At 63.4% G+C, this 14,690-nt stretch carries 11 protein-coding genes; 2 read left to right on the forward strand and 9 right to left on the reverse strand.

What is annotated here, in order from left to right:
• The first annotated feature begins 195 nt into the window (after nucleotides 1–195).
• Both NYR58_RS03070 and NYR58_RS03075 read left to right on the forward strand, forming a co-directional pair.
• Nucleotides 196–1,740: a Fic family protein gene (locus tag NYR58_RS03070; protein ID WP_261519001.1), complete on the forward strand. Its 1,545-nt coding sequence runs from the start codon at nucleotides 196–198 to the stop codon at nucleotides 1,738–1,740.
• Between the two features lie 200 nt (nucleotides 1,741–1,940).
• On the forward strand, nucleotides 1,941–2,546 hold the full coding sequence (locus NYR58_RS03075) for an efflux RND transporter permease subunit (protein ID WP_261519002.1): 606 nt from the start codon (nucleotides 1,941–1,943) through the stop codon (nucleotides 2,544–2,546).
• A gap of 140 nt (nucleotides 2,547–2,686) precedes the next feature.
• Here NYR58_RS03075 and NYR58_RS03080 read toward each other — a convergent pair whose 3' ends face one another.
• From NYR58_RS03080 to nagB, 9 genes are all read right to left on the reverse strand, one after another.
• Nucleotides 2,687–4,264: an ABC transporter substrate-binding protein gene (locus tag NYR58_RS03080; RefSeq protein WP_261519003.1), complete on the reverse strand. Its 1,578-nt coding sequence runs from the start codon at nucleotides 4,262–4,264 to the stop codon at nucleotides 2,687–2,689.
• Nucleotides 4,265–4,300: 36 nt separating this feature from the next.
• A complete protein-coding gene (locus tag NYR58_RS03085; protein ID WP_261519004.1) occupies nucleotides 4,301–5,395 on the reverse strand; it encodes a DUF917 domain-containing protein in 1,095 nt (364 codons plus the stop codon).
• On the reverse strand, nucleotides 5,392–6,519 hold the full coding sequence (locus tag NYR58_RS03090) for a DUF917 domain-containing protein (protein ID WP_261519005.1): 1,128 nt from the start codon (nucleotides 6,517–6,519) through the stop codon (nucleotides 5,392–5,394). Before NYR58_RS03090 ends, NYR58_RS03085 begins: the two co-directional genes overlap by 4 nt.
• Nucleotides 6,500–8,071, reverse strand: a complete 1,572-nt coding sequence (locus tag NYR58_RS03095; RefSeq protein ID WP_261519006.1) for a hydantoinase/oxoprolinase family protein — start codon at nucleotides 8,069–8,071, stop codon at nucleotides 6,500–6,502. Before NYR58_RS03095 ends, NYR58_RS03090 begins: the two co-directional genes overlap by 20 nt.
• A gap of 33 nt (nucleotides 8,072–8,104) precedes the next feature.
• On the reverse strand, nucleotides 8,105–9,784 hold the full coding sequence (locus NYR58_RS03100; protein WP_261519007.1) for a dipeptide ABC transporter ATP-binding protein: 1,680 nt from the start codon (nucleotides 9,782–9,784) through the stop codon (nucleotides 8,105–8,107).
• 3 nt (nucleotides 9,785–9,787) lie between these two features.
• On the reverse strand, nucleotides 9,788–10,663 hold the full coding sequence (locus NYR58_RS03105) for an ABC transporter permease (RefSeq protein WP_261519008.1): 876 nt from the start codon (nucleotides 10,661–10,663) through the stop codon (nucleotides 9,788–9,790).
• Nucleotides 10,663–11,691, reverse strand: a complete 1,029-nt coding sequence (locus NYR58_RS03110; RefSeq protein ID WP_261519009.1) for an ABC transporter permease — start codon at nucleotides 11,689–11,691, stop codon at nucleotides 10,663–10,665. The genes NYR58_RS03105 and NYR58_RS03110 overlap by 1 nt, the downstream gene beginning before the upstream one ends.
• 114 nt (nucleotides 11,692–11,805) lie before the next feature.
• Nucleotides 11,806–13,710, reverse strand: coding sequence for a helix-turn-helix transcriptional regulator (locus NYR58_RS03115; RefSeq protein WP_261519010.1), 1,905 nt, complete (start codon nucleotides 13,708–13,710; stop codon nucleotides 11,806–11,808).
• 166 nt (nucleotides 13,711–13,876) lie between these two features.
• Nucleotides 13,877–14,689 carry a glucosamine-6-phosphate deaminase gene (gene nagB / locus NYR58_RS03120; protein ID WP_261519011.1) on the reverse strand — a complete coding sequence of 271 codons (813 nt, stop codon included), beginning with the start codon at nucleotides 14,687–14,689 and terminating at the stop codon, nucleotides 13,877–13,879.
• Nucleotide 14,690: the final 1 nt, after the last annotated feature.

The following is a 14,690-nucleotide window of genomic DNA, read 5'->3' on the forward strand; positions in this document are numbered from 1 at the left end:
GCAAATGTATTGTCATGCCATTTTGATGCTTACCAAGCACATTGGAATGCCGCGTCCCTGTTGTTGCTCCTCCCTCGGCGCCAAGCACATTTTTCACGAAGAGTGTGTTTCGAGAAACACTTTTCACGTGTTAGAATCAAAATTCGGGGGAAACCCCCCTTAAGACCGCGCTTTGACAGAGAGAGATGTTTTTTCATGGCTGCAGCGGCGCAGACTCAGTTTTCAGGACCCGTGACGGTTTTTCAGGAACGGCGCCTCCCCGAGACGGCGACGCCAGCCGGCTATGTTGCGCTGATCGATGCTTACGACCTCGCCGTTCCGCTGCCCCGGACGCTCTCGGCGACCGGCGAGCGCCACCGCATCATAGAGCAGGACGGCTGGCGCATCATGACGCCGCGCCACGCCCCGCATGCCACCCTCGAAGGACACCTCACCTTCGCCCTCAAATATGAGGGCCTCGATCTTGCTGTCCTCAAGCGCCTGTTCGTTGCCACCGGTCCCGATGCCATCGAAGCGCTCGTGCGCGAGAAGCCAACGGGCAGCTATGCCCGCCGCATCTGGTTCCTTTATGAATGGCTGACCGGAGACCGCCTCGATCTGCCGGACGCAACGGCGGGACGCTACGTGCCTGTGGTCGATCCCGAGCAGCAATACGCTCCCGAAGGAGAGAACGCACCGCGCTACCGGGTCAGGAACAACCTGCCCGGCACGCCGGACTTCTGCCCGCTGGTCTACCGCACTGAAGCGCTGGAACGCTTCGCCGCGCTGAAACTGCCGCAGCGCGCGCAGGACATCGTCGCTGCGGTGCCGCGCGACATTCTTGCCCGCACTGCCGCCTTCCTGCTGCTCAAGGACTCACGGTCGAGCTACGCCATCGAGGGCGAACGCCCGCCGCAGGACCGCATCCAGCGCTGGGGTCGCGCCATCGGCGAAGCCGGTCGCCGCCCGCTCGATGGCGAGGAGCTGCTGCGCCTGCAACGCATCGTCATCGGCGATGCGCGCTTCGTGAAGCTCGGCTTCCGCCAGGAGGGCGGCTTCGTGGGCGAGCATGACCGCGAAACCCGAATGCCACTGCCGGACCATATCAGTGCGCGCCATGAAGACCTGCAGACACTGATTGACGGCATGATCGCGTTCGACCGCGGCCCGGCGCAAAGCCTCGATGCCGTGGTGGCCGCCGCGATCCTCGCCTTCGGCTTCGTCTATATCCATCCGTTCGAGGACGGCAACGGCCGGATTCACCGCTACCTCATCCATCACGTGCTCGCCGAGCGCGGCTTCAATCCGCCCGGCGTCGTTTTCCCGGTCTCGTCGGCGATCCTGGAACGCATCGACGAGTACCGGGCCGTGCTCGAAAGCTACTCCGCGCGCCTGCTGCCGCTCGTCGAGTGGGAGCCGACAGAGAGCTTCAACGTGCGCGTCCTGAATGACACGGGCGATTTTTATCGCTTCTTCGATGCAACCCCGCACGCCGAATTCCTCTACGCCTGCGTCCAAAAGACAATCGAGGAAGACCTGCCGCACGAGACGGACTTCCTGCGGCGCTACGACCGCTTCCGTCAGGACATCGAAGCCTTCCTCGACATGTCCGAGCGCACGACCGACCTGCTCTTCCGCTTCCTTCAGCAGAACGAAGGACGCCTCTCCCGCCGCGCCCGCGAGAAGGAGTTCGCGGCACTGACCGATGAGGAGGCAATGCGAATCGAGGAGACCTACCGTGCATCTTTCGGCCCGGAGTGACGGTCGGAAACGCTAGACCGGTTCATCTATTTGTTTTTGCCGCATTTGTGCGACGCCAGCTGATTCCATCCGGCTGCAAAATGCTGCAGATCAGCCCGGCGATCTCCCGTCATATGTGATGCCAGAACGGAAGCGGCTTGTGTTCGTCTTCAGTGTCCGACTGATCCTCTGAAGACGAGGTCGTCAGGATATCGCCGACTTTGCTGGCGAATTTCAGCGTTATCGGCAGACCGTGGCGTGTATGGAAGGCCTCCGCGTGGCAAGGTGCTATTCTGGTGTTTCTGACGGCCGTTCGGGTACAGCTCCGCGCAACGCTGCCACCCGGTTGTACGATCGAATATGATGGCATCGCCATCGACTCCGGCGAAGGCAAGACGGCACTCGCTGCGAACGTCCCATTGTGCATCGGCGCAATGTTTCTCCTCCTGATCGCTCAGTTCAATTCTTTCCGCCGACCGCTCCTCATCGTCGCCACCATTCCGCTTCGGGTCGTGGGTGCGGCCATCGGCCTGCTCGTCATGCGGGCAGATTTCGGCTTCATGGTCATTCTCTGCCTCCTGTCGCTCATCCTGACGCAGGCTCCCCCATTCTACGGGAAGGCAAGCGTCATCGCCTTCGGACCGGGCATCGGCACCGTCATGACGCTGGATGCCACCCCGGTGCTCAATGCGCTGTTCTTCCGGGGACCGCACCCATCCCCCCTGCCATCATGTTCGACGAGCGGAAGGCGTCCGCCCGCAGGATCGTGCTTCGAGGGCCGCATGTCGGCAACGACGTCGCTCGGGGGGACACACGTTCGGCACTGAGGGTGCCATGTCAAAAAAGTCGAAGAGATTGCGGATCGGCAAAGGAGGCGATCCCGACAGACCGGGAAAGAGGGTTGCCCGGCCTTCGGGAAGTGAAAAGGCCGGAAGCCAAATGGTTCCGGCCCTGTCGGACTTGTGCTTCAGTTCTCGCAGTCCCACCAGAAGCGCGAGAAATCGGTGTCCCAGCTCTGCATGGGCACCCAGGCATAGCCCTGCAGACATTGGCTGGCGGCAAAGCGCTTCTTCTGCGTGAGCAGGAAGACATCCGACTGACGATCGTGAAGCTTTTGCTGGATTTCCTTGTAGATCGCGTTGCGCGCCTCTGGGTCCGTCTCCTCACGCGAAGCGTCGATCAGCGCATCGATCTGCGGATCCATCACCCATTCCATCGATGACCAGGTTCCCTTGGCCTTGGAATGATACTGGACATAAAAGACCGAATCCGGTGAAGGATAGGTCGGCCCATAGAAGACCTGGGTTGAATCGGGCGTCGTCTCCACCGCGGAGGCAAGCTCGGTGATGCGGTTCCAGGGTTCAGGCTGCAGCTCCACCTCGAAGCCGATGGTCTCAAGGGTCGACTTCAAGAGCAGTCCGATCTCCTCCTCGAACGCCGTCTTGGCGACATAGGCATGGGTGAGCTTGATCGGCTCCTCGCCCGCATATTTCGATTTGGCCACCTCCTCACGCGCCTTCTCGAGGTTGAATTCAGGCTCAGGCAGGCTGTCGAGATGCGCGTCGGCAAAGACCGGAGCCAGCGGACCCTTCAGCACGCCGCCCGGGTAGATGACATCGCGAACCGTCTCATAGTCGATCGCATAGGCAATGGCGCGGCGGATGTGAACGTCGTCGGTCGGCGGGACCTGATTGTTGAGCTTGATGTAGAAAGCCGTGGCGGTGTCGGCGGCGATGATCTTGTAGTTTTCCAGCTTTTCGATCGCCTCGTAGGTCTCGTTGCTCTGATATTGCGACGACATGCCGAGTTCGCCCTTGGTGGCCAGCGCCTTCACCGTCGCCTCGTCCCGCGTGACAACGAAGCGCAGCTCGTCGATGGGCCGCTCCTTGGGCCATCCCATATGATAGTCCTCATAGCGCTCCATCGTCATCTGCGCGCCGCGTGTCCAGGCAGTTAGCCTGTAGGGGCCGGCGCCGGCAGGGTTTTCCGCCAGATAGTTCTCGCCCCACTCGCCGTCATCCTGCGCGGCGACAAGGTCGGAGTTGACCACCAGGATAAGCGGGGTGACGGAAATGAAGGGCGCATAGACGCGGTTGAGCGTGATCTCCACTGTACGTGCGTCGAGCGCCTTGATGCTCTCCGGTTCCACGAGGCCCGAAAACAGATAGGAGGGACCTTCGTTGAGAGCCAGAAGCCGGCGCAGGGACCAGACCACATCCTTGGCCTCCACGGGGCTGCCGTCCTGGAAGGTGGCCCCCTCCTTGAGCGTGAATGTGTAGGTCTTGCTGTCCTCGGAAATCTGCCAGCTTTCGGCAAGCTGAGGTACCACGTTGCCCTGTGGATCGACGGTCGTCAGCGCATCGTAAAGATTCACGATCGCCATGTATTCGGTATAGTCGTTGACCTTCGCCGGATCGACGGTGCCGAAGATCTGTACGGCATTGACGACCAGCGAGATCCTGTCCTCCTGGGCCTGTGCGGCGGTGCTTGTTGCGCCTGGGCTTGCCAGTGCTGCCACAAGGGCGAAGGGGAGTATCCGTTTCATGACATTCTCCTCTGGATGGTTGCTTTGATTCTGGTGTCAGGCCGTCTCGCCCGGTGATTCCACCGGAACGAAGCGCTGCTCGTAGCCGAAGTAGCCCGGTCCCACGAGATCGAGACCTGCCTGGCTGCGCCACTGCCGGTCGCATGGCAGGCCGATGAAGGAGACGGCGAGCCCGTAGCGCAGCTGTTCGGTGGTAATCGGCAGGCCGCCATCGGCGTCCAGCGCACAGATAAGATCGGGCGTCGTGGCTAGCGCGCGCCCCTCACTGTCCCGCGCGATCAGGAACTCATTCTGGAACTCGACGGTGAAGTGCCGCCCCTGGTCGCCATCCATGCCCTTGAGCAACGCCTTGCCGCGCGCAAAGCCGCCCGTGGTGCGCCGCTCGATGTCGATGACGCGGGCGCTAAACAGCCGCCGCCCGCCAAGCCGGGAAAGCAGGGCTTCGGCGGGATTGCGATTGAGTTTGCGCTCGGCTGCGATCGTCTCGCCGATTTCCCGGATCAGCGACAGAGTGTTGCGCAGCAGCCCTTTCTTCATCTGCGCCCCATCCATCGGGTAGAGCGCAACAAGCGCGGCGCCGCCCATCTGCACGGTCTGGGCGCGTGCAAGTCGCTCCGTCCACTGGTTGGAAATGGCGTTGATGACGGAGGAGTTTCCCTTCTCATCGGCGATCACCATGGGCGTGGCGGAGATGCCATGCATGGTGAAACTCACCATCTGCAGCTCGGGAAAGGCACGCCCCATGCCGTCGCCGTCGATCAGGGGAAGGCCGGTCGCAGCCGCCACCGCAAAGGGAATGGTGGAGTTGAGGCCGCCCGCTTCGATGCAGATCAGTGCATCGGCCTTTTTGCCGAGAAAGGTTTCGAGCTGATGCAGCGCCTCGCGCGCCTCGTCACCACGCGGCAATTTCTCCACCATCACCGTCGGGGCGCCCATCATGCATACGGGCACGCACAGGGCATCGTCGTCCACCTCCTCGGCGTCGATCACCCTGACCGGCCCGTGGCGGGCGATGGCGGCCTGCGCCATCAGCTTGCCGATGTGCGGGTCGCCGCCCCCACCGGTACCGAGAAAGGCGCCGCCAAGGGCAATCGGTTCCATCTCTTCCGCCGAGACCAAGAATTTCGTCATGGCGCGCTGCCTCCTTCCGGTTCATTCGCCGCCATTGGCCGGTAGTTGATGTCCTCGAAGCCGAACCCCCGGGGCCCGACCACCTCCAGGGCCTCAGGAGTTCCCAACAGCGGATGGCAGGGAAGAGCGACGACCGCCACGCGCTGGCCGTAACGCAACATCTCCGTGGTGATCGCCGTGCCGCTGTCGATGTCGAGGATGATGATGAGATCGGGAACCACCACCTCCACCACGCCATCGCGCTTGAAAATCAGGTTCTCGTTCTGGATGAGGACCGAGCCCGTCTGCCCCCCATGGGCGTCGAAGCCCTCGATGATCGCTTCTCCGGTGACAAAGCCGCCACGCAGGTGACGCTTAAGGTCGACGATCTTCCCCGTGTGCACGAGGCGGCCCTGTTCCATCTCGCACAGGGCTGCAATGGGGTCGGCGTGGCTTTCTCGCGCTTGCCGCACCGCCCGGCCAAGCGCGATTGCCCTGGTATAGGAATGGGGGATGGAAAAGCGCTTGACGAAAGCGCCGCTCATCGGCGCACTGGCAAGCGTGGAGGCGCCTCCCTGCGCGATCACACAGGCGCGCGCCATGCGCTCGTGCCACTTTTCGGTGATTGCATGGTCGAAGATGACGACATTGCCATGCGGATCGCACATGACGGAGGGCGTGGAACGGTGCCCGTAGATGGAGTAGGTCGTCATCTGCATCTCGGGGAAGGCGCGGCCCATGCCGTCCGCATCGACCACGGGCAGACCTGCGAGGGAGGCGGTGATCAACGGTTCGAAGGCGTTCTGGCCACCGATTTCTTCACAGGCGATGGCGTCGGCCTTGAAATCCAGCCGTTCCTCCAGCGCGCGCAGGCAGCGCAGGCCCTCCCGGCCTTCCTTGATGCGCTCGAAGGAGATGAGCGGCGCGCCGATGCCGCCGAGCGAGACGACCTTGGCATCGTCCGGCAGGTCGCGAAGCGGCATGATGCGCAGCCGGTTGCCCTCGCGCAGTGCCTGCCGGGCGCGCAGCTTGCCGATGTAGGGATTGCCACCGCCACCGGTGCCAAGGATGGCTGCGCCGATTTCCAGCGCCTCGATGTCCTCCTCGCTCAGCGTCCACAGGCTTTCACGCCGGCTGGTCAGCATGCGCGCCTCCCATTTCGCCCACCACCTTGACGTGAATGCGGGTGGCATTGCCTGGCAGATAGGCAAGCGGCACATCTTCGCGCTCGATCACCTCGATGGTGCCGGCCTGGGCGCCGGAGGCAAGTGCCCTTTGGGTGGCTTCTTCCTCCGCCTGCCGCAGGCACTCCTCGCGACTCAAGCCGTTCTCAAGCGCATAGATGCGGTCGACCTCGCCGCTGATCTGCGCAATCGCCGCGCCCACGGCATTGGCAACCGCGAAATTCTCGGGCCTGAGCACCGCGAGCTCGCCAAGCCTCTCCGGCATCAGGATGGAGCCGCCGCCCACAGCAATCACCGGCACAGGCTCGGGGGAGATGCGGCTGCGTTCCACAGCCGTCTCCAGCATCTGCGTGATGAGGCGTCTTGCCTCGCCTGCCGTCGCCTTGTCGATCGCTGCCGCTCTTGACACATCGCCAACCTCGCATTGGCCAAGCGCCACCGCGATGTCGGTAGCCGTCAACGTGTCGCCACCAAACACCATCGCCTCTTTGGTGATGCGATAGCCGACCGACTGCGGGCCGACGCTTACGGCACCGTCGGGCCCGCGCCGGACCAGCGAACCGCCGCCCAGCCCGATGGAAAAGACATCCGGCATGCGGAAATTGGTGCGCACGCCGCCAATGTCGACCACCGTGGCCGCCTGGCGCGGAAAGCCTTGCTGCAGGGCGCCGACATCGGTCGTGGTGCCGCCGATGTCCACCACGATGCCATTCTTGATGCCGGTGAGAAACGCCGCCCCGCGCATGGAGTTCGTGGGACCGGAGGCAAAGGTGAGCACCGGAAAGCGCTTTACCACATCGGCGCTCATCAGCGTGCCGTCGTTCTGCGTGATATAGAAGGGGCAGACAAGCCCGATGGACCTCAGAGCACGGGCGAAGGCTTCCACCGTGCGCTCGCTCAACGCCAGCAGGCTGGCGTTCATGATCGCCGCGCTTTCGCGTTCCAGAAGGCCGATGCGGCCGATATCGCTCGAAAGCACGACGGGCAGGTCCGGGCACTTCCTGCGCAACCGTTCCTTCGCCGCAATCTCCATTTCCCGATTGATCGGGCTGAAGACGGCGCTGATGGCGGCGGCGGCAACCTTTTTGGCGTTGATGTCGTCGGCGATGCGGTCGATCTCAGCCTCGTCGAGCGGGGCGATTTCACGACCGTCGAACTCGTAGCCGCCGCGCACCAGATATCCCAGATCCCCCGTCGCCTGGCGCAGGCTCTCCGGCCAGTCCACCATGGGCGGCAGGCAGGCCGTGGCCGGAAGGCCAAGCCGAATGGCGGCGACGGGGCTGATGTGCTTGCGCTCGATGACGGCATTGGTGAAATGCGTGGTGCCGATCATCACGGTGTCGATGCGGGTTCGCTCCACGCCGGATTTTGTCAGAACCTGCTCCAGCGCCTCCAGCACGCCCGAGGTCACGTCCTCGGTCGTGGCCGCCTTGACACCGGCCAGCACCTTGCGGTCCTGCATGACCACGGCATCGGTATTGGTGCCCCCCACATCTATGCCTAAGCGATACACCGAATTCTCCTTTCCTCGTTCGGCCGGCCATCGTCACGCGACGGCGTCGACCAGAAACCTTCTGCGTTCCTCGATGCTTACCGAGGGTTTCATGCGCTCCTCCTCGTCGTCCATCACGGGCACGGCCGCAATCAGCGCTCGCGTATAGGGGTGCCGGGGCTCGGCGAAGACGTCTGCCGGTCGCCCCTCCTCGACGATTTCGCCGCGCAGCATGATGGCGATGCGGCTGCAGAAATTGCGCATCAGCGAGAGATCGTGAGAAATGAAGAGGTAGGTAAGTCCCAATTCGTCGCGCAGCTTCTGCAGCAGTGCGATGACATTCTTCTGCACCGAGACGTCGAGCGCCGAGGTCGGCTCGTCGAGGACGATGATCTTCGGATTGGCAGCAAGCGCGCGTGCGATCGCTACGCGCTGCTTCTGGCCGCCCGAAAGCTCGTGCGGATATTTCGAGATGTAGTGCGGCGGCAGGTCCACCTGGCCGAGAAGCTCCATCGTGCGCTCCTCGGCTGCCCTGCGGTCAAGACCGGCAAAGCGCAGCGGCACGGCAAGCGTCTGGCCGACTGAACGTTTCGGATTGAGCGAGGTTCCAGGGTTCTGGTAGACGATTTGGGTGAGATGGCGGAAGGCGTCGCTGCGCGCGGTGCCGGAAAGTTCGGTGCCGTCGACGTTGATGGCGCCTGCGCTCGGCGCGATCAGACCCATGATCATGCGCGCCACGGTCGTCTTGCCGGAGCCGGATTCGCCGGCAAGCCCAAAGATTTCGCCACGGCGGATCGAAAGGTCGACATTCCTGACAGCGGTGTGCTCGCGACCGCCGCCGAAAAGGCGCCGTTCGCGGAAAATCTTGGAGACGCCCGAAAGCGCCACAATGACATCGCCGTCAACAGTCGGCTGGTCGCTCACGCGCGCACCGTAAAGCGCCGGGATGGCATCGACCAATTGGCGCGTATAGGCCTGGCACGGCGCGGAAAACAGACGCCTGCGCTCGCCGTGCTCGACAATTTCACCATGGCGCATCACGTAGATGTCGTCGGCCATCTGGCGAACCACACCGAGATTGTGCGTGATCATCAGAAGCGACAGGCCATTGTCGGCGACCAGCCGGTTGATGAGCTTCATGATTTCGTCCTGCGTCGTCACGTCGAGCGCGGTGCCCGGCTCGTCGGCGATCAGCAGCTTGGGCTGGTGCAGCAGTGCCAGTGCAATCAGCACCCGTTGGCGCATGCCGCCCGAAAGCTGCGCGGGGAAGGCGGCACATATGCGCTCAGGATCGGAAAGCTGCACCTTGCGCAGCACCTCGTGGATGCGTTCCCGGCGCTCCGCTGCGTCCGTCTTGCGGCCCAGCCGGCGATCGGCAAACCGCATGACGTCATCGAGATGCCGGCCGATGCGGAAGACCGGATTGAACGAGGACAGGGGATCCTGCATGATGATGGAAAAGGCCGTTCCCTTCATCGCATTGCGCTGGCCTTCCGAAAGGGTGAGCAGGTTCTGACCCTCGAAAAGCACCGAGCCGCTTTCGATCCGCGCATTGCCCGGCAACGTGCCCAGGATGGATTTCGCCGTTACCGACTTGCCGGAACCCGTCTCGCCGATCAGTGCTGCACGACCGCCCTCGGGGATTGTCAGCGACACATCCTTCAGCACATGGGTGCGCAATCCGTAGGTGTGGAAGGAGACGTTCAGACTGCGAATGTCGAGCAGCGGCTGCATCGCCTACGCCTCCACGTCGAACATGTCACGCAGGCCATCGCCCAGCAGGTTGAAGCCAAGCGTCGCATAGAAGATGGCAAAGCCGGGGGCGAGCACTTCCCACCACATTTCGGGCAGGAACTGCCGCCCGTCGGCAACCATGGACCCCAGATCGGGCGTCGGCGGCTTTACCCCAAGACCGAGAAAGGAAAGCGTTGCCCCGAAGAGGATGACGAAGGCGGCATCCAGCGTCGTCTTCACCGAGATTACTGAAATGCAGTTGGGCAGGATCTCACGGGTGAGCACATGCCAGTGGCTGGCGCCGGCAAGGCGCGCCGCCTCGATGAAATCCTCCGCAGCGATGGATTTCGACACGCGGTAGACAAGGCGGGCGTGCCAGGTCCACCACAGAAGGGTAATGGCGAACATGGCGTTGACAAGGTTGGGCTCCAGCACATTTCCGATGGCCAGCGCCATGACAAGTGGCGGAATCGCCAGCATGACGTTGGTGAAGCCGGTAATCAGACGCTCCGTCAGTCCGCTGAAATAGCCCGCCAGCATGCCAAGCGCCGCACCCACCGGCACGGCAACGCCGAGCACGCCGATGACGAGCAGCAGAGAGACGCGAAACCCGAAGATGACGCGCGTAAGGATATCGCGCCCCACCTTGTCGGTGCCCAGCAGATGCACCCAATCAGGTGCCATATGGCGGCTGCGAAAGTCGACCACGGCGCCCACATGGTCGGGGAAGGGTGCAATGAGCGGCGCGAAGATGGCCGTAAGCACCACCGAGACCACCATGAAGGCGCCCACGACGGCGGCCGGATTGCGGGTGAAGCGGTACCACGCCATGTAGCGGGTGGAAAGCGCCTGAGGTTCGGGAGTCTGGGCAACGGCCATCAGCGCGCCTCCTTGAAGCGCAGCCGCGGATCGATGATGAGCAGCACCACATCGATGACGAGATTGGCGACGATGAAGAAGAAGCCGGAGACGAGCACGACCGCCATCACGGCATTGAGATCTTTCTGAAGAATGGCTTCCAGCCCGTAGGAGGCAAAGCCGCCCCAGGAAAACACCATTTCCACCACGAAGGCATTGCCGATCAGCGAGGCAAATTCGAGGCCCATGATGGTCAATGGCGCAATGGAGGAAAGCTTCAGCAGATAGCGGAAGACGATGACGCGATCCGGCACGCCGAAGGACTTAAGCGTCAGGACGTGATCGCGCCGCTGATGTTCGATCATTGCGGAACGGGTGATGCGCGTCACCTGGCCGATGCCAGCCATGGCCAGGGCCAGAGCGGGAAACGCGATGTGTTGCAGCGCGCTCAAGAACACGTCGCCGCGGCCATGAACCACCGAATCGACCAGCAGCAGCCCGGTCGGCCCCGACGGCAGGGACAAGCTGTGGTCGATGCGGCCCAGAATCGGCCAGCCTGGCAGGAAGTTGGCGGCAAGAAGCTGCAGGAGGATCGCGAACAGGAAGCTCGGCATGGTGACGCCGACGATGGAGAAGAAGCGGCCCGCATTGTCGATCCAGCTGTTGCGAAAGCGCGCCGTTGTCACTCCGAGCGGCACCGAGATAGCGATCATGAGGAAGACGGTGACGATCACCAGCTCCAGCGTGGCGGGCAGCAGCTCCAGGATCTCGCCGCTCACCGGCTTGCCGGAGATCAACGAGCGTCCGAAGTCGCCCTTCAGTGCACTCGCCGCATAGTCCAGATATTGCACGAGGACGGGCTGATCGAGGCCCATTTCCTGGCGCATGGCATCGACCTGTTCCTGCGTGGCGCTGGGGCCGAGCGCAATGCGCGCCGGATCGCCCGGGACGATGCGCGCCAGCACGAAGATCATCAAAGAGAGGACAAACATCACGCCGGCAAAACCCAACAGGCGCCGCAGCAAGATGTCGAGAGCGTTTGCTTGCATGGTGTTCCCGTTTGCCCCGCGGTCTGGGCGCCGCGTTCGACGTGATCTTCGCGTCAGGCAAAGGCCGGGATCAAGGTTCGCGAAGTATAGGTTTTCCGCGAAGAGGTATAGGTTTCACGCCACCCAGCCCAGCGCCCGGGCGGTGGCGACCGCCTCGCTACGCCTGCGGCAGCCGATCTTCCGGTAGATGTTGGACAGGTGAAACTTGACGGTCACCTCGGAGATGCCGAGCTGACGGGCGACATATTTGTTCGTGCCGCCCTCGACCACCAGCAGCAGCACCTTCATCTCCCGGCGCGTCAGCCCCGCCCTGCGCGCACCTTCGGCAATCGGGGTCTCCATCGCCCTGATCCTGCGCACCACCTGCCGTGTTTCGCTTGAGGCGAGAACGAATTGTCGCAGTCGCTTGTCGGCCAGAAGCCGCTCCAGCATCGCCGCGTCGTCGACAAGCGGGATGATGCTTCCAAGCCTTGCGCTAGCCTCCAGCACCTTCAGCAACGCAGAGCGCGCCGCCGTGATGTCGCGTTGGTGGCGTGCTACATGCGCCGACCACAGAAGCAGCGTGATGCGCTGCCGCTCCGTGACGTGATCGTTGCGCAAGAGCGCAGCCAGCTGCTCGCGCAGCATCGGCCGCGAAGGCACCTCCCAGATCAGATGCCGCAGCCAGGCCATCGCAAGCGCGATCTCCTGGGGATCGACAAGGCGCAACAGATTGTCCGCCGCCCCTTCCACCCATGTGCGGTTGATCCGCGACTGAACGGCGGTCAGAAGGTCGGCCGCTTCCTGCCAGCGATTGCCACTTTGCAGGATCGCCACCTCGCGCAGCGTGATGAGCGTGCGAAAGCGATTGGAACGCCACTCCTGCACGCGCCATTTGTCCAGAAAGACCCGGGCGGCCGGAATGGCAATGCAGCGGCTCAGCGCCTGTCCCCCGTAATTGATCGCAAGCTCCGCCACGGTGGGCCAGATTTCGCCATAGGCGAACTGGTCGAACTCGTCATTGAGGAAGTCGACCAGTGGGCGCACCTCGCCCTGCTCATAGCGTATGACGGCGCTCACCAGGCCAAGGATACGCTTGTCGGAGGGCGTCTCGAAGGGCACCTTTTGCAATGTTTCGCCGGCGTCGCGCAGATGGGATTTGGCGGCGGGCAGAGTGCCGCGCATCAGCGCCAGGATCGCAAGGTAAAGGTCGATATAGAAGCCCAGAAGGTGGGCCTCGGCACGCTGGTAGTGAAAGCGCGCGCGCCGGGCGAGTTCCACCGCCGCGTCGAACTGGCGACGGCGCACGAACACCTCCAGCATGGCGTTGTAGAAACTGCCGCGCTGGAGATGGTCCTCAAGGGGCACTTCTCCAAGCGCGTCGAACAGCCGCTCGCGCATCGTATCGGTAATCGGCCGGTCCTCATACATTGCCATAAGGAAACGGAAGAGGCGGAAATCGAGGCAATAGCGGTCGGTCTTTTCCAGAACCCGTGTCAGGTCGTTGGCCTCAGCGCCGAAGTGGTGGGCAATGAGATGGCGCGCGCGGCTGACATTGCCAGCCTTCAGCGCGTGCATGGCACTGGCGAAGATCAGCGTCCTGGTCTCTCGCCGCATCTGTTCGGGAAAGCCGGCAATCGCCTGCTGGCAGGCTTCCATGCCGAAAAAATGCATGAAGAAGTGGCCGCCGCCGCTGCGGAAGAGCCGCAAGGCCGTATCAAAATCGTTGCGCGCCTGGGCTTGCGACAGGGCGCGCAGAAGGGCCGCGCCGCCGCTCGTGTCTTCGCGCAGCGCGGCACCGTCGAACGCGCTGGCCAAAAGCGCGCCGACATGCGGCGAGCGCGGACGCAGCACGCCCGCCGCCTTGTCGGCGACCAGCGTGCTGCGCAGCCTGCCGGTCAGGCTGTCAAGCAGGGCAGGGGAGATCTCATCAAGGGGAATGCCCTGCGGCTGGTACGCCAGCCGCGACAAAAGGGCGACGTGTTGACCGTCAAGCGTCGCCAACAGATCAGAAACGATGAGCGCTTCGGCGCTGTCCATGGACTGCTTATAGCAAAGGCATCGCCAGGGCCAAGCCACACCCGATTCTGTCGCAGGCACATGCGACGTCCGAGCGCGCTGGAAGATCAGTTGCTCTGAGCGTCACAGCGTCAATTCCAAGGCTCCCGGAATCGCTGCCAGGAGGGATGCATGCAAGCAAGCAGCGTCAGCGCTTCGCGGGCGGGGCCGGGGGGGCGTCGGTGTCCTGATAGGCCGCCCAGTCGGGTTCGTTGCGGAAGACGAAGTCGTAATAGTCGCGGCCCTTCAGCAGCGCCGCCGCCTCCTCGTCGAGCACCACCTTGCAATTGGCATGAAGCTGCAGCGCCGAGGCTGTCACCGAGGCGGTGATCGGCCCCTCGACCGCGCGGGCGACGACTTCCGCCTTGGCGCTCCCGCAGGCCAGCAGGAGCAGCTCGCGCGCTTCGAGGATCGTGCCCACACCCATGGTCAGCGCCCGGGTGGGCACGCGCTCCGGGTCGCCGCCGAACATCGCGGCGTTCTGGCGTCGCGTGGTCGGGGTCAGGGTCTTGTCGCGCGTGCGCGAGCTGATGGCGCTCAGCGGTTCGTTGAAACCGATATGCCCCGACTCGCCGATGCCCAGAAGCTGCAGATCTATCCCGCCGGCCTCCCTGATCAGCCGCTCGTAGTCCGCCGCCGCCTGCTTCAGGTCGCTGGCGGTTCCGTCGGGAAGATGGGTGTTGGCCGGGTCGATATCGACGTGGTCGAACAGTCGCGCGCGCATGTAATAGGCATAGGAATGCGGGCTCTCCGGCCCGAGGCCGATATATTCGTCCAGGTTGAAGGTGGTTGCGCGCGCAAAGGACACGCCCGAGGCGATCAACGCCTGGTAGACCTGCTCCATCGTGCGCCCGGTGGCCAATCCGAGCACCAGTTCGGGCCGGGCGCGCAGGCGGTCGGCGATCAGCCGTGCGACCAGGGCCACGGCGCTCTCGCGCGTGGGTCTGACGATGACTTCCATG

This window comes from Chelativorans intermedius, from assembly GCF_025398255.1.
GTDB lineage: Bacteria > Pseudomonadota > Alphaproteobacteria > Rhizobiales > Rhizobiaceae > Chelativorans > Chelativorans intermedius.